Genomic DNA, 26157 nt, shown 5'->3' on the forward strand with positions numbered 1-26157 from the left:
GCGCGTCAACGCGCGTCGTGCAGCTGGTCCACCGGCGCGTCGTCGTCGGTGAGGACGTCGGCCCCGGCGGCGAAGCGCACGACCGCGGGCCGGTCGAGCGTCCGTGCGCCCTGCGCGCTGGACCGCGCGGTCGCGGGCAGCGGCCGGTCGGAGGCGAGCAGCACCGCGTTGGCGCTGCCCGCCGTGCCCGGGGCGGCACGGACGAGCCGCACGTCGGCGAAGCGGTCGAGCACCGTCGCGGTGACCGCGCGCAGCAGGCCGAGGTCGCCGCGGTCGATGACGTTCAGCGCGTAGATCCCGCCGGGTCGCAGCACGCGACGCACGTCGTCGTGCCACTCCCGGGTCGTGAGGTGCCACGGCACCGCGACCTGCCCGAACGCGTCGCCGACGAGCACGTCGGCGGAGTCCGCCGGGCGGCCGCGCAGCGTCACGCGCGCGTCGCCGACGTCCACGCGCAGCGCGGCGGACCGGCGCAGCCCGAGCCGCTCGCGCGCGAGCTCCACGACCTTGCCGTCGACCTCCAGCACGCGGGCGCGCGAGCCGGGCCGGGTGGCGAGCAGGTAGCGGGGCAGCGTGAACCCGCCGCCGCCGACGAACACCGCGTCGAGCGGCCGGGCCGCGGGCGCCGCGGCGTCGAGCGCGTCCCCGATCCAGCGCGTGTACGCGAACGCGAGGCGCTGCGGGTCGTCGAGATCCACGTAGCTGTGCTGCAGGTCGTCGAGCAGGAGGATCCGGCCGGAGGCGCGCTGGGGGTCGATCTCCACGCGCGCGCAGTGGTAGGTCGACTCGACGTCGCACGGCGAGCCGGAGGCGAGCGCCAGCAGCGCGAGCACCGTCGCGCCCGCGGCGGGCCCGGCGGCCGCCCGCCGCGAGGAGGTGCGGGCGCGGACCGCGGCGAGCAGGCCGCACGCCACGAGCGCGCCGCCGACGAGCACGACCGCCGTGCTGACCGGGACGAGCGGCACGACGACGAATCCGGTGACGAACGTGCCGGCGAGGGCGCCCGCGGTCGCCCAGCCGGACAGCCGCCCGTACACGGTGCCGGTGCTCGCGAGGTCGGCGAGCTGCAGCCGCGCGACGGCGGGGGTGATCGCCGACAGCACGGTGGCGGCGGGCAGCAGCGCCACGGTGGTGAGCGCGAGCGCCCCGCCCCCGCCGGAGGAGGACGGACCGAGCCCGCGGACGATCGGCACGGTCAGCAGGGCGAGCACGCCGCCGGACGTGAGCAGCAGCGCGACGAGCCCGCGCGGGTCGGTGCGGTCGGCGAGGCGGCCGCCGACCGCGGAGCCCGCGGCGATCCCGCCGAGCACGACGCCGATGATCGACGTCGTCGTCTCCAGCGTCAGCCCGACGTAGGGGGCGAGCAGCCGCACCCCGAGGATCTCCAGCACGAGCACCGCGCCCGACGCCCCGGCCACCAGCGCGGCGGCGAGCGCCGGGGGCAGCGGCCGGGCGCGGTCGGCGGGCGGAGGGGACGCGTCGCCGGTCACCCTCCGCACGATAGTCAGCCGGACTCGCCGTCCTGCCGGGCCAGGCGCGACGGCCACCACACGCGGCGGCCGAGGTCGTGGATGAGGGCCGGGACGAGCACGGACCGCACGAGCGTGGCGTCGAGCAGGACGCCGAACGCGACGACCGTGCCGATCTGCGTGAGCAGGACGAGCGGCAGGACCGCGAGGACGGAGAACGTCCCCGCGAGCACGACGCCCGCGGCCGTGATGACCCCGCCGGTGACCGCGAGGGCGGCGAGGACGCCGCGCCGGGTGCCGATGCGCTCCGCCTCCTCCCGCGCGCGGGACGCGAGGAAGATGTTGTAGTCGACGCCGAGCGCGACGAGGAACACGAACGCCAGCAGCGGCAGCGTCGGGTCGGCCGCCGGGAAGCCGAACAGGACGTCCCAGGCGACGGTCGCGACGCCGAGCGACGCGAGGAACGACACCACGACCGTGGCCAGCAGCAGCAGCGACGCGGCGATCGAGCGCAGCAGCACGACGAGCACGAGCGCGACGACGAGCAGCGCGATCGGCGGCACCACGAGGTTGTCGCGCTCGGCGGCGTCCCGGAGGTCGTAGGCCTCGGCGGTGGCCCCGCCGACGAGCGCCTGCGGGTCGGCGGACCGCACGACGCGCCGGAGCTCCGGGACCGCGGCGACCGCCGCCTCCCCGTACGGATCGCGGGCGAGCACGACCGACAGCCGGTTCGGGTCGCCGGTCGGGCGCGCGGACGCGACGAGGTCGTCGGCGCGGCCGAGCGCGGCCTGCACGGCCTCGGCGCGACCGGGGTCGCCGAGCACGACGTCGGCGGGCGCGGTGAGCCCGGGCGGGAAGCTCTCGCTGAGCAGCTTCTGCCCCTCGACCGCCTCGACCGTCGAGGTGAACTGGTCCTGCTGGGTGAGCGTCGTGTCGAGGCCGAGCGTGCCGGCCGCGAGGACGACGAGCACCGCGGTCGCCCCGACCCAGGCGCGGCGCGGGCGCCGCGCGATGCGGTCCCCGAGGCGCTCCCAGACGCTGCGCCGCGCGGCGACCTCCTCGCCGGGCCGCGGGATGAACGGCCAGAACGCCCGGCGGCCGACGACGGCCAGCGAGGCGGGCAGCAGCGTGAGCGACAGCACCATCGCGAGCGCGACGCCGGCGGCGCCCAGCGGGCCGATCGCGCGTGTGGAGCCGACGTCGGCGAGCAGCAGGGTCAGCAGGCCGACGACGACGGTGCCGCCGCTGGCGAGGATCGCGGGCGCGGCGCCGCGCAGCGCGGCGCGCATGGCGTCGTGCACGTCGTCGTGGGCGCGCAGCTCCTCCCGGTAGCGGGCCACGAGCAGCAGGGCGTAGTCGGTCGCGGCGCCGAAGACGAGGACGGAGAGGATGCCGCTGGACTGGCCGGTGACGGTCAGCCCGGCCTCCCCGAGCAGGGCGCCCGCACCGCGGCTCGCGCCCTCGGCGAAGATCACGGTCACGAACGGCACGAGCCAGAAGATCGGCGACCGGTAGATCAGGATCAGCAGGAGCAGCACGAGCGATCCGGTGATCGCCAGCAGGCGTCCGTCGAGCCCGTCGAAGACCGCGCTGAGGTCGGCGCTGAACGCGGCGCCGCCGGTGACCTGGACGTCGAGCCCGTCGCGCTCGCGCAGCGGCGCGAGCCGGTCGCGGAGGGTCTCGACGGTCTCGTTGAAAGCCTCCTCGTCGCCGTTGTCGGTGATCGGGACGGCGAGGACGGCCGCCGCCCCGCCGGGCGCCTGCTCGGGCTCGCGCAGGGCGCGGGTGTCGACGAGCCCGGGCGGCTGCCGGCGCAGGTCGGCGACGACGTCGCGCAGGGCGTCGAGGTCGCCGTCGCGCAGGCCGCCGTCGCGGGCGACCACGACGACGGCGGGCACGTCGCGCTCGGTCGGGTCGGCGACGGGCCGCTGGGCGACGTCGCGCGACTCCGAGCCGGACGGCAGCGACGCGACGGGGTCGTTGTCGACGACACCCTCGAGCTTGCCGGCCTGGGAGGCGAGCCCGCCGGCGGCGAGGATCGCGAGGACGAGGACGAGGACCTTCGAGCGGCGGCCGGCGGCGAGGAGGAGCGCGGTCATGTGGGAGCGGGGGGTCGGGGTCGAAAGCGGAAGAAACTGCCTGCGCGGCACATACTGCCACATCGGCGGGATCTGCTTTGCCAGGAGATACGATCGGGGCATGGCAACCGGTTCCCGACCCTCCGTGCGCGAGCGCAACCGGGAGCGCGTCCGGGACGAGATCGGCAGCGCCGCGCGGCGCCTCTTCCTCCGCCAGGGCTACGCGGCCACGACGATCGAGGAGGTCGCCGAGGAGGCCGGCGTCTCCCCCGCACCGTCTACCGGCAGTTCCCCCGCAAGGAGGACCTCCCCTTCCACCGCCACGAGACGATCGCCCGCCGCCTCGCCGAGCTGCTCGACGAGGACGACGGCGAGCGGCACGCCCTCGACGTCCTCGCCGACGCCCTCTGGCGCGCGATCGACGTCGAGCAGCCGCCCGCCGGACCCACCGACCCCGACGCCGGGACGTTCCTCGAGCTGCTCGCGCGCGAGCCCGAGCTGCGCCGCCACGAGGCGTCGCTCATGGGCGAGAACCACGAGACCGTCCGGCGCTTCCTGGACCGCCGCCTCCGCGCCGCCGGGGACCCCGCGCCCGAGATCCGCGCCGAGATCCTCGCGGGCGCCTTCCTCGGGACGATGATGGCCGCGCGCACCCTCGTCCCCAGCCTCGGCGACGCCCCGCCCTCCACCGCCATCCGCCGGGCCGTCGAGGAGCTGCGCCCGCTCGCCTGGCCGTAGCCCGCCACGCCGACGCGCCCGGGCCTCGCGGCCGGGGCCCTGCCCGGCGTAGGATCCGTCCATGAGCGAGGACCGCGTCCGCATCGACATCGCCGACCACGTCGCCACCGTGACGATGGTCCGCACCGACAAGCACAACGCGCTCGACGAGCACATGGTCCGCGCGCTGCACGCCGCCGCCGACCAGCTCGCGACCGACGGCACCGTCCGCGCCGTCGTCCTGCGCGGTGAGGGCAAGAGCTTCTGCTCCGGCCTCGACGTCCCGAGCTTCTACGCGGAGGGCGCGATGCCGATGGAGCAGGTCCTCGAGCGGGACGCCGACCGGCTCGCGAACTTCGCCCAGCGCGTCGCCACCGACTGGCAGGACCTGCCCGTCCCCGTCATCGCCGCGCTGCACGGCAACGTCTTCGGCGGCGGCGCGCAGATCGCGCTCGGCGCCGACATCCGGATCGCCGCACCCGACATCCGCATGTCGATCATGGAGATCAAGTGGGGCCTCATCCCCGACATGGGGATCACGCAGTCGCTCCCGCGGCTCGTGCCGATCGACGTCGCCAAGGAGCTCACCTACACCGGCCGGATCGTCGACGGCGCCGCGGCCAAGGAGTACGGCCTCGTCACGCGCGTCGACGCCGACCCGCACGGCGCGGCCGACGCGCTCGCCCGCGAGATCGCGTCGAAGTCCCCGGACGCCACGCGGCGCACCAAGGCGCTCTACAACGCCGCCTGGGAGGGCGGGCTCTCGCCGCGCGACGGGCTCGTGCTCGAGACCGAGCTGCAGCGCGAGATCATCATGAAGCCCAACCAGATGGCGGCGATCCAGGCCGGCTTCACCGGCGAGCCCGCGACGTTCGCCGACGCCACGCCCTCGACGTTCTCGCTCGCCGAGAGCTGAGCGGCCACCACCGGGGACCACCGTGACCGAGATCCCGCAGCACCTGATCGACCAGATCACCGCCGGCCGCTGCGTCGCGTTCGTCGGGGCGGGCTTCTCCGCCCCCGCGGTGCCCGCGTGGAAGGCCCTGCTCGACGGGCTCGCCGAGAAGGCGGCGCTCGACGCCGACCAGGCCGCCTGGCTGGACCAGCTCATCCACCAGGGCGGCCACCGCGACCTCGAGGCCGCCGCCCAGGTGCTCCAGGTCGCGATGGGCGACCAGTTCGACCCGGCGCTGGCCGAGGTCCTCGTCGAGCGCGGCCACCCGGAGCGGATCGCCGAGCGCCGCCGGCTGCTCGCCGGGATCCCGTTCGACGCGATCCTCACCACGAACTTCGACCACTTCCTGATCGGGGACGTGCCCGGGCCGCAGGCCTACCAGCGGATCCTGCGCGACCCGCCGCACCGCTGGTGGGAGCCGCGCTTCTGGGAGGGCGAGGAGGGCGCCCCGGTCATCAAGCTCCACGGCGAGGTCGGCCCGATCGGGGACGCCGTCGTCTTCACGCAGCGCGACTACCGCGAGCGGCTCTACTCGAGCCCCGCCTACATGACGTTCCTGCGGTCGCTGTTCGCGACGAACACGGTCCTCTACATCGGCGTGTCGTTCACGGACGCCTACCTCAACGAGCTGCGCAGCGAGGTGCTCGCGATGCTCGACCACGAGGCCGACGACGACCCGGTCGCCTACGCGCTGCTCGCCGACGTGCAGCCCCACCAGGAGCGCTACCTGCGCAGCCACGAGGGCCTCGGGGTCCTGGGCTTCGACACCGCGGGGATGACCGACTGGAGCGGGTTCGAGGACCACCTGCGCGCGATCCACGCCGCGACGAACCCGCGGGCGATCCTCGGTCGAGCCCTCGCCGACCGCACGATCCTGTGGGTCGACGGCGAGCCCGACGACACCTCCTACGGGGCGGCGCTCCTGCGCGACGCGGCCGCGGACGCGGGCGGCCGCACGACGATCGAGTCGGTGCGCACGGTCGACGAGGCGCTCGCGCGGATGCGGGCGGCGGTGCCGGACCTCGTGCTGCTCGACGGCCCGCTCGCGGAGGCGACGCTGACGGCGATGCGCGCGGAGGACCTGCGCGCCCCCGCGGTCGTGTTCTCGCGGACCGGCGGCACGGGCGGGATCGTCGACCGGCGCGCGGCGATGGCGCTCGGCGCCACCGACGCGCTGACCGAGTGGGGCGACCTCTTCCGCGAGGTCGCCCGGATCCTCAGCTGACGGCGTACCGCTCGGCGACCTCGGACGGCACGGGCGCCGACGGCGGGTAGACGATCGTCCCCTGGTCGTGGCCGAGCTCGGCGTACAGCTCGCGCGGGGTCGGCACGTCGTGGCGGCGGAACGTCTCCTGCGGCGTGAGGATCTCGGTGCTGCGCGGCGGCAGGCCGAGCAGCACCGGGCCGACGACGGGCACGGTCGACGGCGACAGCGCCGCGACGATCGCCAGCTGGACGCGGGGCGAGCGGGCGACGATCCGCATGCCCAGGCGCATGATCGGGGTGACGAGCGCGTCGACGACCTTCGGCTGGCGGAGGTTGGCGAGGTCGCGCTGGTACTGCGGCAGCGTCGCGATCACCGCGGCGCGGAACAGCTTGGCGTACGCCCAGAGGGCGGGCCGCGCGACGGCGGGCACCGGCGGGTACAGGCCGTCCGGGTCCATCAGGTGGCTCATCGCCTCCTGGGTCGCCTCGCTAGCGGCGAGCCGCGGGCGCATGAGACGGAAGTACTCGCGGACCTCGTCGCGGGAGCGCGGGACGCGGTCCGGGTCGATCGTCTGGGCCTGCGCGGCGATCGCGCACTCCGCCCAGTAGCGGGTCTCCTCCTCGGCGGTCAGCCGGCCGGGGCCGAACTGCTCGTAGGTGTAGAGGATCGAGTGCCAGGCGGTCATGTGGATCCACAGCTGCTCGTCCGGGTTGTTCGGGTCGGAGAGCAGGCCCGAGACCGGGTCGGGGCTCGCGGCCTTGTGGTGGACCTTCATCAGCACCTGGGTGGCGTGCGCGATCTTCCTGGAGTCCGCGAACAGGTAGGTCGCGAAGTAGCGGAGCGTGCGGTCGTAGCGGACGCTGGTCTGGCTGTAGATCTTGCTGCTGTTCTTCACCGGCGCGATGAGGAACGGGTCGAGCTCCTCGACGACGACGGCGCGGCTGAAGCCGACGGTCGGGGCGGTCGGGTAGGACCAGACCTTCCAGGTGACGGAGTCGGGGCCGAACCAGCCGTAGTCCTCCATCGGCTCGATGCGGTCGGGGTCCGCGCGCCGCAGCCGGTCGCGCAGCTGCCGGGTGGCCGAGCGCTCCTGCGGGGCGCTGGCGGACGGGGCCGGGCGGACGGGCGCCTCGGTCGCGGGAGACGGCGTGGTGGTGGCCATGTGCACGACTGTACATACACGGATGTAGCTTTTGCAAGTGGCGTCTCGCCGCTCGGTCCGGGCGTCGCGGGCAGCTAGCGTCGCGGGCGTGGCCGGGACCGATCCAGCGAGCGTCCGCACCTGGGACCGGCTGGCCCGCTCCTACGGGCGGCAGGAGCGACGCGAGCAGCATGCCGTCGACACCGCCCTGCGCCTCGCCGCCCCCGGCCCGCGCGAGACGCTCGTCGACCTCGCCAGCGGCACCGGCCTCGTGCTGCGCCGGCTCGGCGCCCGGCCCGCGCAGGCGGTCGGGGTCGACCGGTCGGCGGCGATGCTCGCGCACGTCGGCCCCCTCCCCGACGACACCCGGCTGCTGCGCGCGGACGCCCGCGACGTGCCGCTGCCCGACGGGCATGCCGACGTCGTCACCATCTCCTACCTGCTGCATCTCCTGTCCCCCGCCGACCGTGCCGCCGTGCTCGCCGAGGCCCGACGGCTGCTGCGCCCCGACCCGGCGTCCCGGCTCGTGACCGTCACCGTCTGGACCGGGCGCGCCCCGCCGGCCCGGCTCGTCGGTCGCGTGCTCGCCGCCGCCGCGGCCGCGCGGCCCGCCGCCCTCGGCGGCCTGCGCCCGCTCGACCCCACCGCCGACCTGCGGGCCGCCGGCCTGCAGGTGGACCGTCGCGTCGAGCTGCCCCGCCGCGGCTACCCCTCCCTCGTCCTGCGCGCCCGGCTCCCCGCCGGCCGCACCCCCGACCTCCGGACCCCATGACCGCACCCCGCCTCCTGTCCCTGCTCGCCGCGATCGCCGCCGCGCTGATCCTCGCCGCGTGCGGCGACGACCCCCGGCCCCCTCGACCGCCGCGTCGGCCGGCGGCTTCGCGGAGGTGCAGCGCCAGGCCCGCGGGCAGACCGTGCGCTGGTGGCTCTTCGGCGGCGACGAGGGCGTCAACCGCTACGTCGACGACGTCGTCGCCCCGGCCGCGCGACGGCTGGGCGTGACCGTGCGCCGCGTCCCCGTCGCCGACACCGCCGACGCCGTGCAGCGCGTCGTGTCCGAGCGACGGGCCGGTCGACGCACGGGCGGCGCGGTCGACCTCATCTGGATCAACGGCGAGAACTTCGCCTCCGGCAAGCGCGCCGGCCTGTGGCTCGAGGACTGGGCGACGCGGCTCCCCAACGCGCGGCTGCTCGACCCGGACGACCCGTCCCTGCGCGAGGACTTCCGCGTCCCGGTCGACGGGCAAGAGTCCCCGTGGCAGCGGGCGGCGTTCGTGTTCGCCCACGACCGCGCCCGCACGCCGCGCCCGCCGCGCAGCTTCGACGAGCTGCTCGCGTTCGCCCGCGCGAACCCGGGCCGTGTGACCTACCCGGCACCGCCCGACTTCACCGGGTCGGCGTTCGTGCGGCAGGTCGTCGCGGCGAAGGGCGCCGATGCCGCGATGCGCTACCTGCGCGAGCTCGCGCCGCTGCTCTACCGCGGCGGCCGCTCCTACCCGAAGTCCGAGGCGGAGCTGACCCGCCTCTTCGGGGACGGCGAGGTCGACCTCGCGATGTCCTACGACGCCGCGTTCGTGCGGTCCGCGGTCCGGCGCGGCATCGTGCCGCGCAGCGCCCGGCCGTTCGTGCTCGGCGACGGCACGCTGCAGAACGTGAGCTTCGTCGCGATCCCCGCCAACGCGGCCAACGCGGCGGGCGCCCAGGTCGTCGCGAACCTGCTGCTCGACCCGCGGCTGCAGGCGGCCAAGGCCGACCCCGCCGGGCTGGGCAACCCGACCGTCCTGCAGCTCGACCGGCTCGACCCCGCGCAGCGTTCCGCGTTCACGCGCGCGGCCCGCAGCCCGTACCTGCTCGACGACCTCGGCGAGGCGCTGCCCGAGCTCGCCGCCGACGAGGTCGCACCGCTGGAGCAGCGCTGGACGCGCGAGGTCCTGCGCGGCGCGGGGACGTGAGGACGGCGGGCGCACGGGGCCGCGTCGCGGTCCTGCCCGCCGCGGCGCTCGTCGCGCTGCTGCTCGGCGGCGCGCTCGCCGGGGCGGTGCGCGCGAGCGTCACGCCGCTGGGCGGGGAGCCGACCCTCGTCGCCTGGCGGGACCTGCTCGCGGCACCCGAGTTCCGGGACGCGGTCGTCTTCACGGTCCGCACCGCGGTGCTGACGACGGTGCTCGCCGCGGCGCTCGCCACCGCGCTGGCGCTGCGGGTGCGGCGGGCCGGGACCGTCGTGCGCACGCTGCTGGCCCTGCCGGTCCCGGTGCCGCACCTGCTCGTCGCCACGGTCGCCGTCCTGTGGCTCGCCCCGGGCGGGCTCGCGGAGCGGGCGATCGGCGCGCTGCCCGTGACGCTCGTGCGCGACGAGCACGGCGTCGGGATCGTGCTCGTCTACCTCTACAAGGAGGTCCCGTTCCTGCTCGTGCTGCTGCTCGCCGCCCTGGGCCGCGGGCATGCGGAGCGCGACGAGGCCGCCGCAGCGCTGGGGCTGTCGCCGCTGCAGCGGCTGCGCTGGGTGACGTGGCCGACGATCCGCGGACCGCTGCTGCTCGGGTGCGTCGTGGTGTTCGCGTTCGTGCTCGGCGCGTTCGACGTGCCGCTCGCGGTCGGCCCGACCTACCCGCAGACGATCGCCGAGTACGCGCTCGGCGCCACGCAGGGCGACGTCGTCACCGGCCAGTCCACCGCGGCCGCGGCGCTGCTGCTCGCCGCCGCCGTGTCGGTGGTGCTCGCGGCGCTCGCGGTCCGTGCCGCGCGGGGACTGCGCGATGCGTAGGCCCCCGGCGGGGACCGTGCCCGCCGCCCTCGTCGCGCTGCCGCTGCTGGCGCTCGTCGTCCGCGCCGTCGCCGACGCGTGGCGCGCGCCCGACCTGCTGCCGACCGACCTCGGCCTGCGCGGGGTGCGCGCCGCGCTCTCCGGGGAGGCGGCGACCGCCACCGGCAACTCGGCGCTCGTCGCCGCCGCGACGACCGCGCTCGCGCTGCTGGTCGCGTGGCCCGCGGCCCGCGTGCTCGCCGAGCGGCGGCTGCGCCGGCCCGGGCCGGTGCTGGTGCTCCTCGCCGCCCCGCTGCTCGTCCCCGGCTACGCGATCGGCACCGGGCTGAACGAGTGGCTCATCCGCCTCGGCGTCGACGGGACGCTCCCCGCGATCGTGCTGGCGCACCTGACCTTCGCGGTCCCGTACGCGACGCTCGTGCTGCTCGGCGGCTTCGGGCCGCGGCTCACCGCCCTGGAGGAGATGGCCCACACCGCGGGGCTCGCGCCGCGCCGCCGGCTGCTGCTCGTGACGCTCCCGGCCGCCGCCCCGACCGTCGCCGCCGCCGCGCTGCTGGCGTTCCTCGTCTCGTGGAGCGACTACGGGACGAGCCTCGCGGTCGGTGCGGGCCGGCCGATGCTGCCGCTGGTGCTGCTGCCGTTCGTCGGCACCGACCCGCAGATCGCGGCGAGCCTCGCGCTCGTGTTCCTCGCGCCCGCGCTCGTCGCGCTGGCCGTCGCCGTCCGCGCCGGGAGACGCCCGCTGTGAGCGGCCTGGACTGCGCGGACCTCACCGTCACCGCAGGGGCGACCACGGTCCTGCAGGACCTGTCGCTGACCGTGCCCGCGGGCGGTCGCGTCGCGCTCGTCGGCCCGTCGGGTGCCGGGAAGACGACGCTGCTGCGCGCGATCGCCGGGCTGACCCCGACCGCCGCGGGCCGGGTCGTCCTCGACGGCGTGCCCCTCGACGGGCTCCCGCCGCACCGGCGCGACCTCGCCGTCGTCTTCCAGGAGCCGCGCCTGCTCCCCCACCTCGACGTCCGCGACAACGTCGCGCTGCCGCTGCGCGCCGCCGGGATGCGGCGGCCCGAGCGCCGGGCGCGCGCCGACGCGGCGCTGCGCGAGGTCGGGCTCGACGGCTTCGGCGACCGGCGCACGACCGGGCTCTCCGGGGGCGAGCAGCAGCGCGTCGCGCTGGCCCGCGCGCTCACCGCCCGGCCGCGGCTGCTGCTGCTCGACGAGCCCCTCGCCGCGCTGGACCCGGCGCGCCGCGGCGCACTGCGCCGGCTGCTGGTGACGCTGCAGGAGGCGCACGGGCTGACCACGCTCGTGGTGACGCACGACCGTGCGGAGGCGGCGGAGCTCGGCCGCACGATCGCGCTGCTGCTCGACGGGCGGATCGTCCAGCACGACGAGCCGCGCGCGCTGTTCGAGCGGCCGTGCTCGGCCGCGGTCGCGCGGTTCTTCGGCGTCGGCAACCTCGTGCCGGACGGCGACGGGCTGCTGGCGATCCGTCCCGAGCACCTGCGCCTGGACGACGCGGCGCCGCTGCGCGCCCGGGTCGTCGAGGCCACCTATCTCGGCGACCACGTCCGGGTCGTCCTCGACGCCGGTGGCCTCGAGCTGTCGGCGCACCGTCCGCCCGGCGACGCCCCCGCGTTGGGCGCGGAGGTCGGCGTCGACCTGGCCGCGAGCCCGAGCTGGAGGATCCCCGCATGACCTACGACCTGCTCGTCCTCGGCGGCGGCACCGGTGGCCTCGTCAGCGCGATGATCGCTGCGGGTGCCGGTGCGCGGGTGGCGCTCGTCGAGCGCGACCGGACCGGCGGCGACTGCCTGTGGACGGGCTGCGTGCCGTCCAAGAGCCTGCTCGCGGCGGCCGGCCTCGCGCACGCGATGCGCCACGCCGACCGGGTCGGCCTGCCGCCCGCCACCCCGACGGTCGACCTCGCCGCGGTCCTCGACCACGTGCGGGCCGCGCAGGCGACGATCGCCCCGCACGACTCGGTGGAGCGGCTGACCGCCGCGGGGGTCGACGTGCTGGTCGGCGAGGGGCGCTTCACCGGGCCGCGGACGCTGACCGTCGACGGTCGGCCGGTGCGGTTCCGTCGGGCGATCGTCGCGACCGGCTCGCGCGCCGTGGTGCCGCCGGTCCCCGGGCTGGCCGCGCTCGCGCCGCTGACGCACGAGACCGTGTGGGAGCTGCGCGCGCTCCCCACCCGGCTGGCGGTGCTCGGCGCGGGCCCGATCGGCTGCGAGCTCGGGCAGGCGCTCGGACGGCTCGGGTCGCGGGTCACGCTGCTGGAGTCCGGCGACCGGCCGCTGCGCGGCGAGGAGCCCGAGGCGTCGGCGCTGCTGGCCGAGCAGCTGCGCGAGGACGGGATCGACCTGCGGCTCGGGGTCCGGGTCACCGCCGCCGCGCGCGGGGACGACGGCGCGATCCGCCTGACGCTCGGCGACGCGCAGGAGCTCGTCGTCGACGCGGTGCTCGTGGCCGCGGGCCGGGCCCCGCGCAGCGACGGAATCGGGCTCGACGCCGCGGGGGTGCGCTGCGACGCGGGCGGCGCGATCGTCGTCGACCCGACGATGCGCACGAGCGCCGCGGGGATCTTCGCGGTCGGGGACGTCGTGGGGCCTCCCGCGTTCACGCACGTCGCCGCGCACCACGCGCGGCAGGCCGCGGTGAACGCGCTGTTCGGCCTGCGCCGGCGGGCCGACCGCACGCCGCTGCCGTGGGTGACCTTCACCGACCCGGAGGTCGCGCACGTCGGGCTGACGGTCGCGCAGGCCCGGGAGCGGCACGGGGAGCGCGTCGTGGTCGCCCGGTCGACCTACGCGGGCCTGGACCGGGCGATCGCCGCGGGCGAGCACCGCGGCGGCGCGATCCTCGTCGGCGATCCGCGCGGACGGCTCGTCGGCGCGACGCTCGTCGGGCGCGGCGCGGGCGAGTCGATCGCCGAGCTCACCGCCTGGATCGCGACCGGCGCGAAGCTCGCCCGCGTCTCCGGGACCGTCCACGCGTACCCGACCTACGCGGACGCCGCCGTCCGCGCGGTCGACGACCACCTGCGTGACCGGTACGCCGGGCCCGGCCTGCGGCGCGCGCTGGCCCCGGTCCTCGCCGCGCGGCGGCTCGTGCGCTAGGTGCGGGCCGGGCCGAGCACGACGACCGCCAGGCGGACGCGCTGCGCGACGGTGATCGCGACGAGCGCCGCGAACACCCACATGATCGTCCCGGCGTGCTCGGGCAGCAGGCAGAGCAGGACGTAGGCGGCGATCGTCTCGGTCCCCCTCCGTCAGCCCGGCGGTGAACCGCAGGGAGCGCTCGTCCCCGAGGTCCAGCCCGCGCTTCTCGATCAGCGACGCGAAGCTCAGGAGCGCGACGTTGTTCAGCAGGTAGACGGCGAGGAGGACGCAGGCGGCGACCCGGGCGTCGGGCACGGCGATCGCCGCTGCGACGACGAACCCCCCGTAGACGACGAAGTCCGCGAGGAAGTCGAGCATCCCGCCGAGGTCGGTCGGGCCGCGGCGGCGCGCGAGCGCCCCGTCGACGCCGTCGAGCGAGCGGTTGGCGAGCCACAGCGCGAGCGCTGCGATCCAGGCGCCCGTGGCGGCCAGCACGCACGCCGCGACACCGACGGCGAGGCCGACCGCGGTGACCGCACCGGGACCGACGCCGACCCGGTCCAGGCGGGCGGCCACGCCGTCGACCGCGGGTCCGACGAGGCGCCGGGTGCGCGCGTCGAGCATCAGGCGACCCGCCGTCGCTGCTGCGTCGCCCCGAGCAGGAGCAGCAGGACGACGGCCCCGAGCGACAGCACGAACCCGGTCGAGCCGGGGTCGGCCAGGGAGTCCCCGAGCGCGACGAACGCGACCGTCCCCGGGACGATGCCGACGAGCGTGCCGAGCGCGTGCGCGCGGCGCGTCACGCCCGACAGCCCGAACGCGTAGTTGAGCGCGTTGAACGGCAGCACCGGGATCAGCCGCAGCGCGACGACGCCGCGCAGCCCGCGCGCGCTCAGCCACGCGTCGGCGGCCGCGCCGCGGCCGCCGAGCAGGCGGCGGGTGCGCTCGCGGCCCAGGCGCCGGGCGATCTCGAACGCCGCGACGGCCCCGAGCGTCGCGCCGAGCACGGTCAGCAGCGAGCCCCACACCGGCCCGAACAGCACGCCCGCGGCGAGCGAGGGGATCGTGCCGGGCACGAGCGCCACGGTCAGCAGCACGTACAGCACGACGAACGCGACCGGCCCGGCCGCCCCGGCGGACGACACGAGCGCCTCGAGGTCCTCCCGCACACCTGCCTCCCCTCCACGCGTCGCTCCGGCCGTCACGGCCCCGTCGTCTGGTTCTGCGGACCGGCGGGCGCGCGGGATCAGCGGCGGGGGGACGGGAGTGGGCGCGAGAGGTTCGAACACCCGCGCCCGCCGGCCGTGGTGCCGAGTTGCTCCCGCGATCGCGGGAGAGTCGAGTGCAGTGCTGCCGGACTCAGGCAGCCGCGCTTCGCAGGACATCGGCCACGACTTCTCCGATGTCTCGGCCCTCGCGTGTGGCGCGCTCGGTGAGGCCCTCGAGCGTGGCCGCATCGACGGACACTTCCAGGCGTACGTCGATGTCGCGCGGGGCGAGGAGGTCGCCCGCGCCGGGGTCGTCCGCGAGGATGCGGTCGAGGTCGTCGCTGTCCGGGAGGTCGTTCATGGCTCTGCTTCGGATGATGGTGGTTCAGCGTCTCGATTGGAAGGCACGCACCTGGCGAGGCGAGGCGTCCCAGCCGGTCATGACATGCCAGGTCGTCGCGCTCGCCTCATCGGGTTGGAGCACGATGGTGAGGATGCGCGCCGCGTCGGTGGGGCCGATCGCGAACAGGCTGCCGGGCACGCGCGCCGCGGGGTTCGGTACGACGAGCGGGCCGTTCGCGACGATCTGCTCGGCCTCTGCACTGGTGATCTGACGCGCCGCGAGCTTTCGCCTCGCCAGCGCGTTGATGACCAGGTGGAGGATCAGCACGACGGCGACGCTATGCCGGAGAGCGGACGCTCCGACGGCGTGAGCGCGCGCTGGTGCGGCATTCGGACCGGAGCCGCCGGGTACGCCTCCGTTCGGGCATGGGCGCGGAGGGACTCGAACCCCCGACTCCCTCGGTGTAAACGAGGTGCTCTGACCAACTGAGCTACGCGCCCGGACCGCGGGAAGGATCGCACGGTTGCGGGCGGCGCGTAGGGTTGCGCGCATGGATCTCGGCATCGGCGGCAGGGTCGCGCTCGTCACGGGCGCGTCGGGTGGACTGGGGCGCGCGATCGCCGCGGCGCTCGCGGCGGAGGGCGCGACGGTCGCGATCAGCTCGCGCTCGCAGGAGCGGATCGACGCGACCGCCGCGGAGATCGGCGCGACCGGGTTCGTGTGGGACAGCGCCGACGTGGACGGCGGCCCGGCACTGCTCGACACGGTCGCCGCGCAGCTCGGCGCGCCGGTGTCGATCCTCGTGACGAACACCGGCGGACCGCCCGCCGGCATGCCGCTGGAGTTCACCGGCGAGCAGTGGGAGGACGCGTACCGCACGCTCGTGCGCGCCCCGATGGCGCTCGTGCAGGCCGCTCTGCCCGCGATGCGCGCGGCCGGCTGGGGGCGGGTCCTGAACGTCGTGTCGACGACCGTGCGCGAGCCGACCCCGCCGCTGATGCTGTCCAACACGCACCGCGCGTCGATGATCACCGCGTTCAAGACGGTCGCGGCGCACGTCGCCGCCGACGGCGTGACGCTCAACAGCCTCCTCCCCGGGCGGATCGGCACCGCGCGGCTCGAGTCCCCTCTACGGGTCGCGGGAGAACGTCGAGACGATGGCGTCCGCCGAGATCCCCGCCGGCCGCGTCGGCACGCCGGAGGAGTTCGCGGCGGCGGCCGCGTTCCTCTGCTCGGCGCCCGCCTCGTACATCACCGGGGAGACCCTCGCCGTCGACGGCGGCCTCACCCGGTCCGTGTTCTAGGAGCCGTCGCTCGTCGGGAAGGCGACGAAGCCCGAGCGCTTGAAGTCGCCCAGCGACCCGACGCCGACCCCGCGGTCGGAGATCGTGACGAGCCGGCCGCCGAAGACGAGGGTGCGGGTGATGCCGCCGGAGAAGGAGCGGCCGTCGCCCGGGTCGCTCATCCGTCCGAGCGCGCCGATCCCGTTCGCGCGCGTGACGCGGTAGCCGAGCACCCCGGCGAACGGCGGCCTCGGCGCGGGCGCGATCGACGGCGCGGGCGCGGTCGTCGCCTGACGGAAGCCCGCGCCGTCGTCGAGCGTCACCGGCAGGACCGCCGTGCGCCGCGGCGCCCACCACAGGAACGCCCGGTGGTCGTACTCGACGCTCGAGGAGGACGAGCCGCCGACCTTCGCCTGGTGCAGCAGCCGCGGATTGCGCAGGTCGGACACGTCGAACAGCGACAACTGGGTCCCCTGCCGGCGGCCCTGCGGCGAGGCGTCCTGGCCGACGCCGAGGATCGTGTCCTCCCCCACCGGGTGCAGGTACGCGGAGTAGCCGAGGATCTTCAGCTCCCCGAGGACCTTCGGCGCGCGCGGGTCGCGCAGGTCGACCGTGTAGAGCGGGTCGACCTGACGGAACGTGACGACGTACGCGACGTCGTCGACGAACCGCGCCGAGTAGATCCGCTCGCCCCGGCCGAGGCCGCCGACCCGACCGATCGGGGTGAGCACGCCGTCGCGCTCGTCCAGCACGGTGAGCGTGGAGGACGACTCCGTCTGCGCGTCCCCGAAGGAGACCGGGTCCTCCGTCGTCGCGACGCGCAGGACTCCTCGGTGCTCGCTGAGCGAGAACTGGTTGAGCAGGTAGCCCCGGACGCTGCCGCTCGCGCGGTAGGTGGTCGACGTCCGCTCGCCCGTCGCGAAGCGGTGCAGCTGGGTCGTCGTCGTGCCGAAGCCGGGGCGGCCGGTCGTCTCGAACTGCTCGTCCCAGCGGTTGGACGCGACGTACAGGCCGCTCGTCGACGCGTACACCGTGTCGCCGCCGCCGAGCACCGCGTCGACCTCCGCCTCCGGCAGGCCCTTGTCGAGGTCGATCGTGAAGACGCTCGTGGTGTCGAGGCCCGAGAAGACCCGCGGGTGCCGGATCGCGCTGCACGGCAGCGCACCCCGGACCGTCGTCTGCCCGTTGCGGGTGATCGCGACCTTCGGGCGGAAGCCGTCGACCGGGGCGTTGCGGATCGCCTCGCGCCGGCGCGTCTCGAACTCCTCCTGCGAGCTCGCGGGCTGGATCTCCACGGGCGCCGGCGGCGAGGTGATGACGACGCGGGCGACGTCGCCGGTCGCGCGGGCGGACACGTAGCTGCCGTCGACGGTGAGCGAGCGGACGACCGTCATCGCCGCCGGATCACGAACGTCGACCTCGAGGATCACCGCGCTGCTGCGGTACGTGCCGGGGAAGGCGACGCTCCTTCGCGCGGCCGTGGGCTTCGCGGCGTCCTGCGCGGAGAAGCCGGACCGCGTCCCGAGGACCAGCAGCCGGTTGCCGTGGAGGAGCAGCTCGCCGCCGTAGGCGATCCCGGCGTCCCCGAGGTCGAGGCTGCCGCGGATCGACGGCCTGCCATCGGCGCTCACCGCGACCGCCTGGAGCCGCCCGCCGCCGAGCGTGAAGATCCGCCGGCCGTCGGTCTTGACCCTGTCCGGCTCGTCGACGCCCGCCTCCTGGTTGTTCGTGCCGCTGAAGTCCGGCTCGGCCGTGGTGCCGGCCTCGGGCGTCGCCGCGGTGGGCGCGGCGGCCGGCAGCGGGCGCGCGGCACCGTCCTCGGCGACCCCGCCGCCGGGCGTCGGGGCGGACGACGGGAACGTCACGGCCACCGTCGACGGGTGGGCCAGCGCGTTCGCGCGCGCGTAGGCCGCGAGATCGGCGCAGGAGTCGAACGGCGCGAGCCGCGCGGTCGCGGGGCGCTTCTTCGTGGCCGCCTCGGCCACCGCGTGGGGCGCGATGCCCAGGGCCGTGACCGCGAGCAACGCGGCGGTCAGGGCCCGGCGGCCGGTGTGCGCTCGACCCATGCCATCCATAGGGGTGGCACGGTACCCGCGAGGGCTCCGTCACGCCAGGCACGGGGCTACACTGCGTGCACGCGCCCCCGTAGGCTAGCGGTCCAAGCCGCCTCCCTTTCAAGGAGGAGATCTCGCGGGTTCGAATCCCGTCGGGGGTACTGAAGGTTCGAGATCGGACGTGCGACGTCCGACCCCCATGGGAACATGTGTTCTCATGGCACGCCCGCAGACTCGACTCGAAGCACGAGCCCTGCGGACCCAGGGCGTCGGCGTCCGGGAGATCGCTCGGCGGCTCGGTGCCGCGCAGTCGAGCGTGAGTGTGTGGACGCGCGACGTGGCGCCCCGCAGTCGTCCCGAAGACGCGGTCCCCCCTGTCCGCCAGCCGCCGACTGGTCGTCTGGCGGAGCGGGCGGACCGTGCAGTGCACGCGCTGCCGGCTCGTTCAGCCGATCGAGCTGCACGGCAGGACCGTCCGGGGCCGCCAGGCCTGGTGTCGACCGTGCTTCCGCGCGCACGCCAAGAGCCGGGGCGCGGCGCACGGCGAGCAGGTCCGGCGCTCCACGGTCAGGCGGCGTGAGGTCGCCCGGGTGTGGGTCCTGAGCTACCTCGCCTCACACCCGTGCAGCGACTGCGGCGAGGCGGACGTCGTCGTGCTCGACTTCGACCACGTGGGGACGAAGACGGCTGACGTGTCGACTCTCGTCGCGAACGGTCGGTCGCTGGCACGGGTGATCGCGGAGGTGGAGCAGTGCGAGGTCGTCTGCGCCAATTGCCACCGCGCCCGCACGGCGCGCCGCGGCGACTGGGCTCGTGCCTCGCCGGACTGGCGCTCGCGGATCGCCTCGCGCAGCGCTCCGCGAGCGCGCAACCAGCGTGTCGTCCTCGAACACCTCGAGAAGACTGGGTGCGTGGACTGCGGACAACGGGACATGGCGGCACTCGACTTCGATCACCGGCCCGGCACGGCCAAGCGTGGCGACGTGACGCGTCTCGCCGCGCACGGCTGCAGCCTCGCCATCGTCACCGAGGAGATCGCCAAGTGCGACGTGCGCTGCGCGAACTGCCACCGCCGACGTACCGCGGAGCGCGCCCGGTCGTTCCGGACACGCGTTGCCGAGATCGATGTAGGCGCCGTCGACCTCGCCGCACGCGCGCCACGGGCGCGGGCGCTGCGCGCTGAGGGATGGAGCCTCGACGAAATCGCCCACGCGGTCGGAGCTGCGCGCGACACCGTGGGTCACTGGGTCCGGGACGTCACGCTCACCAACGAGCAGCGCGCCTCGATCCACGATCGGCGCCGAGCGGCGCGGATCGCAGTTGAGGCCGCGGAATCCGACGAGCCGCCGCGGCCGTGCCGGACCTGCGGCGAGGAGCAGCCGGCCGCAGCGTTCTCTCGGAACGGCTCGCTTCGGCGCAAGCAGTGCAAGGCGTGCGACGCGGCGCGCGGCCGTGCCCGGACCGACGAGCAGCGGGCCGAGGCGGCGGCGAAGCAGCGCGAGCGCCGGCGACGCTCGCGCAATGCGGACCGAACCTCGGTGCGCGACCCGGGCGATCCTGCGGCATGATGCTCGGGCCCCCGTAGCTCAGCGGCAGAGCAGCGGACTTTTAATCCGTCGCGCGTCGGTTCGAATCCGACCGGGGGCACTCAGCGCCGCGCGCGCGAGCCCTTCGTCAGCGCCTGCATGAGCAGCTCGATCGACTTCTCGAGCTGCTCGATCGACGCGTCGCCGACCTTCGCGACGCCGGTCTCGCGGTTGAGCCAGGCGTTGATCTCCTGCGGGCCGCCGTAGCGGCCGCGGCGCTTGAGGTCGTTCACCAGGCCGTGGCGCTTCTCGCGCAGGATGCGGCGCTTCTGGTAGGCGGGCAGCTCGGCGGCGGGCTCGGGCAGGCCGGGCAGGTCGTCGGTCATGCCGGGCGTGACCGGCACGCTGACCGGCCGCACCGGCTCGGCGGGCGCGGGCCCGCCGAACAGCGTCATCTGCGGCGCGACGTCGGCGACGAGCGGCACGAACTCGACGGCCTCGCCGCGCTCGGTCTCCTTGCGCTGGGAGACCTCGTCCCACTCGCCGAGGTCCTCGTCCTCGTCCTTGCGGCGCACGAACGGGCGCACCTCGGTCTCGACCTCGGAGGCGTGGATGCGCAGGATCGGGTCGGCGGGGAGGTACAGCCAGCTCATCTCCGGCGGCCGCCCCGGGATCGTGCGGACGAACCGGCCGACGATCTGCCGGAAGATCATCGCGGTCTTCGCGGCGCTCGCGTACACGCCGACGCGCAGGCGCGGGATGTCGACGCCCTCGCTGACCATGTTCACCGCGACGATCCACTCGTCCTTGGAGGCGGTGAACCGCTGAAGCTTCTCGGCCGCGCGCGCCTCGGTGTGCAGGACGACGGTCGGCGGCTTGCCGGTCACCTCGCGCAGGAGCTTGGCGACCTTCTTCGCGTGCTCGCCATCGGCGGCGATGACGAGCCCGCCCGCGTCGCGCTGGCCGCCCTCGGCGGAGCGGACGCCCAGCAGCTTGGCGTGCGCCTCGCGGAGGATCCGCGGCAGGCCGTCGGGCAGCTCGGTGGAGATCGCGGTGCGGTACCGGCGTGACGCCTCGCGCCCGGTGAGGACGGTGTCGAACCCGGCCTCGATCACGTCGTCGCCCGAGCGCCACGACAGCGATCCGTCGTAGGTGATGAACGCGACCGGCCGGCAGACGCCGTCGCGGACCGCGTCCGCGTACCCGTAGGAGATGTCGGGCTCGGCGAGGCCCTCGCCGTCGTAGCGGACGCCCGGGATCGCGGAGGCGTCGGAGCGGAACGGGGTGCCCGACAGCAGCAGCCAGCGCTGGGCCTTCGAGAACGCGGCGGAGAAGCCCAGGCCCCAGGCGAGGTCCTCGCCGAGGTGGTGCGCCTCGTCGGCGACGATCAGCGTGTCCGGGGTGCAGGCGGCCGCCCAGCGCACGCCGGCCATCGCGACGCGCGCGTAGGTGACGGCGATCCCGTGGAAGCCCTTCGGGGGGACGAGCTCGTCGGAGTCCGGCTCGATCTGCAGGCCGCTGCGGGCCGCGGCCTCCGCCCACTGGCGGGTCAGCGGCCCGGTCGGGCAGACGACGACGACGCGCCGGGCACGCCCGGCGGCGATCTCGCGGCGCGCGAACTCGAGCGCCGGACGGGTCTTCCCGGCACCGGGGGCGGCGTTGACGAGGAAGGAGCCCTCGGTCCACGACGCCATCGCGTCGAGTGCCCGGACCTGCCAGTCGCGCAGGCCGCCGGCGGGGGTGGTCTGTCGTGCGGCGGAGCTCACCGAGCGGGGAAGGCTGGCAGCCCGATCGGACGGCACCGAACGATTCCCGCACGCAGCGGGAATCCGTCGGTCACGCCCGCGGCGACCAGGCGTCGGCCTCGATCTCGACGAGCAGCCGCGGGTCCAGCAGCGCGGCGACCTCGAGCATCGTGTTCGCCGGCCGGATCTCGCCGAAGACCTCGCCGTGGGCGCGGCCCGCGTCCTCCCAGCGGCTCGCGTCCAGCAGGTACACGCGGGTGCGCACGACGTCCTGCAGCGTCGCGCCCGCCTGGGCGAGCGCGCGCTCGATGTTGCGCAGGCACTGCTGCGCCTGCAGGTACACGTCCCCGGGACCGACGACCTGGCCGTCCTCCCCGATCGCCGTGCAGCCCGACACGTGCACGCCGTCACCGGCGCGCACGACGCGCGAGTAGCCGACGCGCGCCTCCCAGGGCCCGCCGGACCCGAACCGCTCGATCCCCGACATCGCGCTAGTGCCGGAAGTGGCGTCGGCGGGTCATGACCATCGCGACGCCGTCCGCGTTGGCGGCGGCGATGACCTCGTCGTCGCGGATCGACCCGCCGGGCTGGATGACCGCGCGGACCCCCGCCTCGATCGCCAGGGCGGGACCGTCGGCGAACGGGAAGAACGCGTCGGAGGCGAGCACGGCGCCCTGCACGCTGTCGAGCCGGCACTTCTCCAGCGCCAGGCGCACGGAGTCGACGCGGCTCATCTGCCCGGCGCCGATGCCGACGGTCCGGTCGCCCTGCGCGAGGATGATCGCGTTGGACTTCACGTGCTTGCAGACCCGCCACGCGAACAGCAGGTCCGACCACTCCTGCTCGGTCGGCTGGCGCTCGGTGACGACCTCCATCGTGTCCCGGTCGAGCACGATCGTGTCGCGGTCCTGCACGAGGATGCCGCCCTGCACCTGCCGGCCCTGCAGCTCGCCGAGCGGGACGCGGCGGCGCTCCTGGTCCTCGAGGATGCGGATGTTCTGCTTCTGGGTGAGGATCTCGAGCGCCTCGTCGGTGTACCCGGGCGCGTAGAGGACCTCGATGAACTGCTGGTGCAGCGCCTGCGCCAGCTCGGCGTCGACCTCGCGGTTGATCGCGATGACGCCGCCGAACGCGCTGAGCGGGTCGCACTCGAAGGCGGCCCGGTAGGCCTCCAGCGCGGTCGCGCCGGTCGCCGCGCCGCACGGGTTGTTGTGCTTGACGATCGTGCAGCTCGGCTCGTCGAAGTCGCGCGCGAGCGCGGTCGCCGAGTCGAGGTCGAGGAGGTTGTTGAACGACAGCTGCTTGCCGTGGTGCTGCTTGACCATCGACAGCAGGTGCCGGCGCTCGCCGACCGCCGAGTAGTAGGCGGCGCGTTGGTGCGGGTTCTCGCCGTAGGAGAGGTCCGTGACCTTCTCGTAGGCGCGCACGAGCAGCGGCGGGTGGTCGTCGCTGCGCTCCGCGAACCAGCGGGCGATCGCCGTGTCGTAGCGGGCGGTGTCGTGGAACGCCTGGGCGGCGAGCTCCTGCCGGGTGCGGAACGACAGCGCGCCGTCGTTCTGGGCGAGCTCCTCGAGGATCGCGTCGTAGCTCTCCGGCTTCACGACGACCGCGGCGTACGCGTGGTTCTTCGCCGCCGCCCGGATCATCGTCGGGCCGCCGATGTCGATGTTCTCGATCGCGTCGCGGTCGCTGACGTTCATCCGCGCGACGGTGCGCTCGAACGGGTACAGGTTCACGCACACGAGGTCGACGACCTCGATCCCGTGCTCCTCGAGCGCCGCCTGGTGCTCGGGGTTGTCGCGCACGGCCAGCAGGCCCGCGTAGAGCTTCGGGTTCAGCGTCTTGACGCGGCCGTCCATGATCTCGGGGAAGCCCGTGAAGTCGTCGATCGCGCGGACCGGCAGCCCGGCGGCCTCGAGCTCCTTCGCGGTGCCCCCGGTGGAGATCAGCTCGACGCCCTGCTCGGCGAGCCCGCGCGCGAAGTCGACGATCCCGCGCTTGTCGCTGACGGACAGCAGCGCGCGGCGGACCGGGACGAGGTCGGGCGGGTCGACGGGGTTCAGCTCAGGCACGGACGGCATGGGCCTGAGCCTAGAGAACGCCCGGGAAACGCGGACTCAGGTCACCCGCATCCTGCGGGGATTGTCCGGGTCGACGGACACCCCGCCGGCCGCGAACGCGCGGACCGCCCGGCACAGCAGCGCGTGCTCCAGCGGCCGCAGCCGGTCGTGCAGGCTCGCGGCGGTCTCGTCGTCGGCGACCGCGACCGCGTCCTGCAGCAGGATCGCGCCCGTGTCGATCCCGTCATCGACGAGGTGGACGGTGACGCCCGCGACCTTGACGCCGTAGGCGATCGCCTGCTCGATCGCGCGCAGCCCGGGGAACACGGGCAGCAGCGACGGGTGCACGTTGACGATGCGTCCGGCGAACCGGCGCGTGAAGCCCGGGTCCAGCAGCGCCATGTAGCCGGCGAGCACGACGAGGTCGGCCTCCCACGCCTGGACCTGCGCGGCGAGCGCCGCGTCGCGCGCGGCCCGGTCGGGGAACGCGTCGCGCGGGAACACGGCGGTCGCGACGCCCGCCGCAGCGGCGCGCTCCAGGGCGGGCGCGCCGGGCCGGTCGCCCGCGACCCCGACGACCACGACGCCCTCAGGCCCGCCGTGCAGCTCGTCGAGGATCGCCTGCAGGTTCGTCCCGGCACCCGACGCGAGGACGACGACGCGCAGGCTCATCGGGCGCCCACCGCCTCGCCGAGCAGCGCCAGCACCTCGGCGGCCGACAGGTCGGCGAACGCCCCGTACTCCGGGAGCCCGTCCCAGGAGCGGCGGGCGATCTCGCGGCTGCGCCGGCCGCGGAGGATCCGCACGAGCGTCTCCTCGTCCGCCTCGTCGCCGAGCCGCTGCACGAGCGCCCGGCAGGCGTCCACCGCGGAGCGCTCGACCAGCGGCCGCACCGGGCCGTCGAGCGTCGCCCGGATGACGCGGGCGCGGTCGGCGCCGCTGAGCGTCGCCGCGGGCCCCGCGGGCAGCACGGTCGGGTCGCAGACGTCGCAGCACGGGACGGTCGGCGCGCCCGGGGCGGGGTCGCCGAAGTGCCGCAGCAGCGCCGCGCGGCGGCAGCCGCGGCCCTCCGCGTACGCCCACACCGCCCGGTACTGCGCCCAGCGCGCGCGCTGCGCCCCTCCCCGGCCGCGGTCCGGCACGCGTCGCGGGTGTCGGCGTCGTGCGGGCGGCCCAGGCGCGCCCGCACGCGGTCGGCGCGCCCAGGCTCGAGGGCCAGGACGCCCGCCCGGTCGAGGTGCCCGACGATCGCGCGGACCTGGTCGGGCCGGTCGGTCCCGGCGAGCGCGGCGACCGGGGCGTCGACGAGCCCGTCGGCGTCGGCGGCAGCGAGCACGCGCCCGGCGACCCGGTCCAGCAGCGCGTCGTCGATCTCGCTGCGCTGCATGAAGAACACGTGCAGGCCCTTGTCCTTCGCGCAGGCGAACAGGAGCGCCCGCGCCGGACGGCCGTCGCGGCCCGCCCGCCCGGCCTCCTGGTAGTAGGCCTCCAGGGACGCCGGGACGCCGTCGTGCGCAACGGTCCGCACGTCGGCCTTGTCGACGCCCATGCCGAACGCGTTGGTCGCGACAACGATCTCCAGCTCGCCCGCCATGAAGCGGCGCTGCACCTCGCTGCGACGCGGCGCGGGCAGGCCCGCGTGGTACGCGGCGCAGGTGACGCCGAGGTCGGCGCCGATGCGGGCGGCGAGCGTCTCGGCCGCCTGCCGCGTGCCCGCGTAGACGATCGCCGGTCGCGCCTGCGCGGTGGCGAGCGCGTGCACGATCCGTCGCGCACGGTCGTTGGGCGAGCTGCACGGCACGACCCCGAAGCTCAGCGCGGGCCGGTCGAACCCGGTCTGCACGCGCACCGGGTCGCGCAGGCCCAGCCGCGCGGCGATGTCCTGCGCGACCTGCGGCGTGGCGGTCGCGGTCGACGCGACGATCGCGCGCGCCCCGAGCGCGCGGGCGACGTCCCCGAGCCGGAAGTAGTCGGGGCGGAAGTCGTGCCCCCACTGCGAGACGCAGTGCGCCTCGTCGACGACGAACAGCCCGACGCGGGCGCCCGCGAGCGCCGCGAGCACGTCCGGGGAGGAGAACCGCTCGGGCGCGACGTGCAGCAGCCGCAGCTCGCCGGCGACGGCGCGCGCGAGGACCGCCCGGTTCGTCGCCGTGTCCTGCTGGCCGTTGATCGCCCCGACGAGCGCGCCGCGCGCCCCGAGCCGCGCGCGCAGCCCGTCGACCTGGTCCTGCATCAGCGACACGAGCGGCGAGACGACGACGGTCAGGTCGTCGCGCAGCAGGGCGGGCAGCTGGTAGCACAGCGACTTGCCCGCGCCGGTCGGCATCACGACGAGCACGTCGCGGTCGTCGAGCGCGGCCGCGACCGCCTCCGCCTGCCCGGGCCGGAAGGCGGTGTGGCCGTAGTACCGCTGCAGGGCGTCGAGAGGGAGCGTGCGCATCGACGGCGGCGGACCATAACGACGGGACCGGTCGCCTCCGGCCCGTCGTGACAGGACCGGCAC

The 26157-nt window shown here is 75.6% G+C and carries 24 protein-coding genes, 3 tRNA genes and 4 pseudogenes; 15 read left to right on the top strand and 16 right to left on the bottom strand.

Going from position 1 to position 26157, the window contains the following annotated elements; genetic code table 11:
• Positions 1 to 5 precede the first annotated feature (5 nt).
• Together GKE82_RS13105 and GKE82_RS13110 are read right to left on the bottom strand one after the other, a co-directional pair.
• The gene (locus tag GKE82_RS13105) at positions 6 to 1490 is read right to left on the bottom strand and encodes a fused MFS/spermidine synthase (RefSeq protein ID WP_309233581.1); all 1485 of its coding nucleotides are present in this window, start codon (positions 1488 to 1490) and stop codon (positions 6 to 8) included.
• Between the two features lie 14 nt (positions 1491 to 1504).
• Entirely contained in the window at positions 1505 to 3568 is a 2064-nt protein-coding gene (locus GKE82_RS13110) for an MMPL family transporter (RefSeq protein ID WP_196189215.1), read from the bottom strand.
• A 100-nt stretch (positions 3569 to 3668) separates the two neighbouring features.
• Here GKE82_RS13110 and GKE82_RS31440 point away from each other — a divergent pair.
• A pseudogene (locus GKE82_RS31440) lies at positions 3669 to 3782 on the top strand (TetR family transcriptional regulator); the annotation flags it as partial.
• Here GKE82_RS31440 and GKE82_RS28475 read toward each other — a convergent pair.
• On the bottom strand, positions 3767 to 4057 hold the full coding sequence (locus GKE82_RS28475) for a hypothetical protein (protein ID WP_230316163.1): 291 nt from the start codon (positions 4055 to 4057) through the stop codon (positions 3767 to 3769). The pseudogene GKE82_RS31440 and the gene GKE82_RS28475 sit on opposite strands and share 16 nt — an antisense overlap.
• Before the next feature lie 12 nt (positions 4058 to 4069).
• Here GKE82_RS28475 and GKE82_RS28480 point away from each other — a divergent pair, with 12 nt between their 5' ends.
• From GKE82_RS28480 to GKE82_RS13125, 3 genes are all read left to right on the top strand, one after another.
• The gene (locus tag GKE82_RS28480) at positions 4070 to 4285 is read left to right on the top strand and encodes a hypothetical protein (RefSeq protein ID WP_230316164.1); all 216 of its coding nucleotides are present in this window, start codon (positions 4070 to 4072) and stop codon (positions 4283 to 4285) included.
• Positions 4286 to 4346: 61 nt separating this feature from the next.
• Positions 4347 to 5180 (top strand): crotonase/enoyl-CoA hydratase family protein, encoded by an 834-nt coding sequence (locus GKE82_RS13120; protein WP_107567347.1) that lies wholly within the window; start codon positions 4347 to 4349, stop codon positions 5178 to 5180.
• Between the two features lie 22 nt (positions 5181 to 5202).
• Positions 5203 to 6444 carry an SIR2 family protein gene (locus tag GKE82_RS13125; protein WP_154733605.1) on the top strand — a complete coding sequence of 414 codons (1242 nt, stop codon included), beginning with the start codon at positions 5203 to 5205 and terminating at the stop codon, positions 6442 to 6444.
• Here GKE82_RS13125 and GKE82_RS13130 read toward each other — a convergent pair.
• Positions 6437 to 7588: an oxygenase MpaB family protein gene (locus GKE82_RS13130; RefSeq protein ID WP_154733606.1), complete on the bottom strand. Its 1152-nt coding sequence runs from the start codon at positions 7586 to 7588 to the stop codon at positions 6437 to 6439. The genes GKE82_RS13125 and GKE82_RS13130 overlap by 8 nt on opposite strands.
• An 88-nt stretch (positions 7589 to 7676) precedes the next feature.
• Between GKE82_RS13130 and GKE82_RS13135 the strand changes: the two genes are divergently transcribed.
• The 6 genes from GKE82_RS13135 to GKE82_RS13160 are packed head-to-tail and all read left to right on the top strand — an operon-like array spanning position 7677 to position 13453.
• Entirely contained in the window at positions 7677 to 8339 is a 663-nt protein-coding gene (locus GKE82_RS13135) for a class I SAM-dependent methyltransferase (protein ID WP_196189217.1), read from the top strand.
• 58 nt (positions 8340 to 8397) lie between these two features.
• The gene (locus GKE82_RS13140) at positions 8398 to 9519 is read left to right on the top strand and encodes an ABC transporter substrate-binding protein (protein WP_309233582.1); all 1122 of its coding nucleotides are present in this window, start codon (positions 8398 to 8400) and stop codon (positions 9517 to 9519) included.
• Positions 9516 to 10331 carry an ABC transporter permease subunit gene (locus GKE82_RS28485; RefSeq protein ID WP_196189218.1) on the top strand — a complete coding sequence of 272 codons (816 nt, stop codon included), beginning with the start codon at positions 9516 to 9518 and terminating at the stop codon, positions 10329 to 10331. The genes GKE82_RS13140 and GKE82_RS28485 overlap by 4 nt, the downstream gene beginning before the upstream one ends.
• Positions 10324 to 11079 (top strand): hypothetical protein, encoded by a 756-nt coding sequence (locus tag GKE82_RS13150; RefSeq protein WP_154733609.1) that lies wholly within the window; start codon positions 10324 to 10326, stop codon positions 11077 to 11079. The genes GKE82_RS28485 and GKE82_RS13150 overlap by 8 nt, the downstream gene beginning before the upstream one ends.
• Positions 11076 to 12029, top strand: coding sequence for an ABC transporter ATP-binding protein (locus GKE82_RS13155; RefSeq protein WP_154733610.1), 954 nt, complete (start codon positions 11076 to 11078; stop codon positions 12027 to 12029). Before GKE82_RS13150 ends, GKE82_RS13155 begins: the two co-directional genes overlap by 4 nt.
• Positions 12026 to 13453 (top strand): NAD(P)/FAD-dependent oxidoreductase, encoded by a 1428-nt coding sequence (locus GKE82_RS13160; RefSeq protein WP_154733611.1) that lies wholly within the window; start codon positions 12026 to 12028, stop codon positions 13451 to 13453. The genes GKE82_RS13155 and GKE82_RS13160 overlap by 4 nt, the downstream gene beginning before the upstream one ends.
• 255 nt (positions 13454 to 13708) lie before the next feature.
• Here GKE82_RS13160 and GKE82_RS31445 read toward each other — a convergent pair.
• From GKE82_RS31445 to GKE82_RS13185, 5 genes and pseudogenes are all read right to left on the bottom strand, one after another.
• Positions 13709 to 14059: pseudogene (locus GKE82_RS31445) on the bottom strand (CDP-alcohol phosphatidyltransferase family protein); the annotation flags it as partial.
• The gene (locus GKE82_RS13170; RefSeq protein ID WP_196189219.1) at positions 14059 to 14604 is read right to left on the bottom strand and encodes a TVP38/TMEM64 family protein; all 546 of its coding nucleotides are present in this window, start codon (positions 14602 to 14604) and stop codon (positions 14059 to 14061) included. The pseudogene GKE82_RS31445 and the gene GKE82_RS13170, both read right to left, overlap by 1 nt.
• Positions 14605 to 14794: 190 nt before the next feature.
• Positions 14795 to 15004, bottom strand: coding sequence for a ribbon-helix-helix protein, CopG family (locus GKE82_RS13175; RefSeq protein WP_107567355.1), 210 nt, complete (start codon positions 15002 to 15004; stop codon positions 14795 to 14797).
• Between the two features lie 24 nt (positions 15005 to 15028).
• Positions 15029 to 15313, bottom strand: coding sequence for a hypothetical protein (locus GKE82_RS13180; RefSeq protein WP_107567356.1), 285 nt, complete (start codon positions 15311 to 15313; stop codon positions 15029 to 15031).
• 99 nt (positions 15314 to 15412) lie between these two features.
• Positions 15413 to 15486, bottom strand: a tRNA-Val gene (locus tag GKE82_RS13185).
• 50 nt (positions 15487 to 15536) lie between these two features.
• On the opposite strand from GKE82_RS13185, the pseudogene GKE82_RS31450 reads away from it, so the two are divergent.
• Positions 15537 to 16043, top strand: a pseudogene (locus tag GKE82_RS31450) (SDR family NAD(P)-dependent oxidoreductase); the annotation flags it as partial.
• A 100-nt stretch (positions 16044 to 16143) separates the two neighbouring features.
• Complete coding sequence (locus GKE82_RS29940; protein ID WP_375336999.1) at positions 16144 to 16290, top strand: SDR family oxidoreductase; 147 nt, start codon at positions 16144 to 16146, stop codon at positions 16288 to 16290.
• On the opposite strand, the gene GKE82_RS13195 is transcribed toward GKE82_RS29940, so the two are convergent.
• Positions 16287 to 18335, bottom strand: coding sequence for a beta-propeller domain-containing protein (locus GKE82_RS13195; RefSeq protein WP_196189220.1), 2049 nt, complete (start codon positions 18333 to 18335; stop codon positions 16287 to 16289). The genes GKE82_RS29940 and GKE82_RS13195 overlap by 4 nt on opposite strands.
• 73 nt (positions 18336 to 18408) lie before the next feature.
• On the opposite strand from GKE82_RS13195, the gene GKE82_RS13200 reads away from it, so the two are divergent.
• From GKE82_RS13200 to GKE82_RS13210, 3 genes are all read left to right on the top strand, one after another.
• Positions 18409 to 18484: transfer RNA gene (locus GKE82_RS13200), tRNA-Glu, on the top strand.
• Between the two features lie 258 nt (positions 18485 to 18742).
• Positions 18743 to 19891, top strand: a complete 1149-nt coding sequence (locus GKE82_RS13205; RefSeq protein ID WP_154733614.1) for a hypothetical protein — start codon at positions 18743 to 18745, stop codon at positions 19889 to 19891.
• A gap of 7 nt (positions 19892 to 19898) precedes the next feature.
• Positions 19899 to 19970: transfer RNA gene (locus tag GKE82_RS13210), tRNA-Lys, on the top strand.
• Position 19971: 1 nt separating this feature from the next.
• Here GKE82_RS13210 and GKE82_RS13215 read toward each other — a convergent pair.
• From GKE82_RS13215 to GKE82_RS28495, 6 genes and pseudogenes are all read right to left on the bottom strand, one after another.
• The gene (locus tag GKE82_RS13215) at positions 19972 to 21615 is read right to left on the bottom strand and encodes a DEAD/DEAH box helicase family protein (RefSeq protein ID WP_154733615.1); all 1644 of its coding nucleotides are present in this window, start codon (positions 21613 to 21615) and stop codon (positions 19972 to 19974) included.
• Between the two features lie 70 nt (positions 21616 to 21685).
• Complete coding sequence (locus tag GKE82_RS13220; RefSeq protein WP_107567361.1) at positions 21686 to 22081, bottom strand: RidA family protein; 396 nt, start codon at positions 22079 to 22081, stop codon at positions 21686 to 21688.
• 4 nt (positions 22082 to 22085) lie between these two features.
• Positions 22086 to 23675: a bifunctional phosphoribosylaminoimidazolecarboxamide formyltransferase/IMP cyclohydrolase gene (gene purH / locus GKE82_RS13225; RefSeq protein ID WP_154733616.1), complete on the bottom strand. Its 1590-nt coding sequence runs from the start codon at positions 23673 to 23675 to the stop codon at positions 22086 to 22088.
• Positions 23676 to 23711: 36 nt separating this feature from the next.
• Positions 23712 to 24326, bottom strand: a complete 615-nt coding sequence (purN, locus tag GKE82_RS13230) for a phosphoribosylglycinamide formyltransferase (protein WP_154733617.1) — start codon at positions 24324 to 24326, stop codon at positions 23712 to 23714.
• Complete coding sequence (locus GKE82_RS30800; protein WP_309233806.1) at positions 24323 to 24796, bottom strand: RecQ family zinc-binding domain-containing protein; 474 nt, start codon at positions 24794 to 24796, stop codon at positions 24323 to 24325. Before GKE82_RS30800 ends, purN begins: the two co-directional genes overlap by 4 nt.
• A gap of 326 nt (positions 24797 to 25122) precedes the next feature.
• Positions 25123 to 26094 (bottom strand): annotated as a pseudogene (locus GKE82_RS28495) (RecQ family ATP-dependent DNA helicase); the annotation flags it as partial.
• Between the last annotated feature and the right edge of the window lie 63 nt (positions 26095 to 26157).

The organism is Conexibacter sp. W3-3-2, from assembly GCF_009707605.1.
GTDB classification, from domain to species: Bacteria; Actinomycetota; Thermoleophilia; order Solirubrobacterales; family Solirubrobacteraceae; genus Paraconexibacter; species Paraconexibacter algicola.

Bases quoted from the DNA above. Each gene is read 5' to 3' on its own strand.
- GKE82_RS13150 (WP_154733609.1), top strand. From the start codon at position 10,324: ATGCGTAGGCCCCCGGCGGGGACCGTGCCCGCCGCCCTCGTCGCGCTG.
- GKE82_RS13130 (WP_154733606.1), bottom strand. From the start codon at position 7,588: ATGGCCACCACCACGCCGTCTCCCGCGACCGAGGCGCCCGTCCGCCCG.
- purN (WP_154733617.1), bottom strand. From the start codon at position 24,326: ATGAGCCTGCGCGTCGTCGTCCTCGCGTCGGGTGCCGGGACGAACCTG.
- GKE82_RS28480 (WP_230316164.1), top strand. From the start codon at position 4,070: ATGGGCGAGAACCACGAGACCGTCCGGCGCTTCCTGGACCGCCGCCTC.
- GKE82_RS13120 (WP_107567347.1), top strand. From the start codon at position 4,347: ATGAGCGAGGACCGCGTCCGCATCGACATCGCCGACCACGTCGCCACC.
- GKE82_RS13175 (WP_107567355.1), bottom strand. From the start codon at position 15,004: ATGAACGACCTCCCGGACAGCGACGACCTCGACCGCATCCTCGCGGAC.
- GKE82_RS13110 (WP_196189215.1), bottom strand. From the start codon at position 3,568: ATGACCGCGCTCCTCCTCGCCGCCGGCCGCCGCTCGAAGGTCCTCGTC.
- GKE82_RS13195 (WP_196189220.1), bottom strand. From the start codon at position 18,335: ATGGGTCGAGCGCACACCGGCCGCCGGGCCCTGACCGCCGCGTTGCTC.
- purH (WP_154733616.1), bottom strand. From the start codon at position 23,675: ATGCCGTCCGTGCCTGAGCTGAACCCCGTCGACCCGCCCGACCTCGTC.
- GKE82_RS13160 (WP_154733611.1), top strand. From the start codon at position 12,026: ATGACCTACGACCTGCTCGTCCTCGGCGGCGGCACCGGTGGCCTCGTC.
- GKE82_RS13220 (WP_107567361.1), bottom strand. From the start codon at position 22,081: ATGTCGGGGATCGAGCGGTTCGGGTCCGGCGGGCCCTGGGAGGCGCGC.
- GKE82_RS29940 (WP_375336999.1), top strand. From the start codon at position 16,144: ATGGCGTCCGCCGAGATCCCCGCCGGCCGCGTCGGCACGCCGGAGGAG.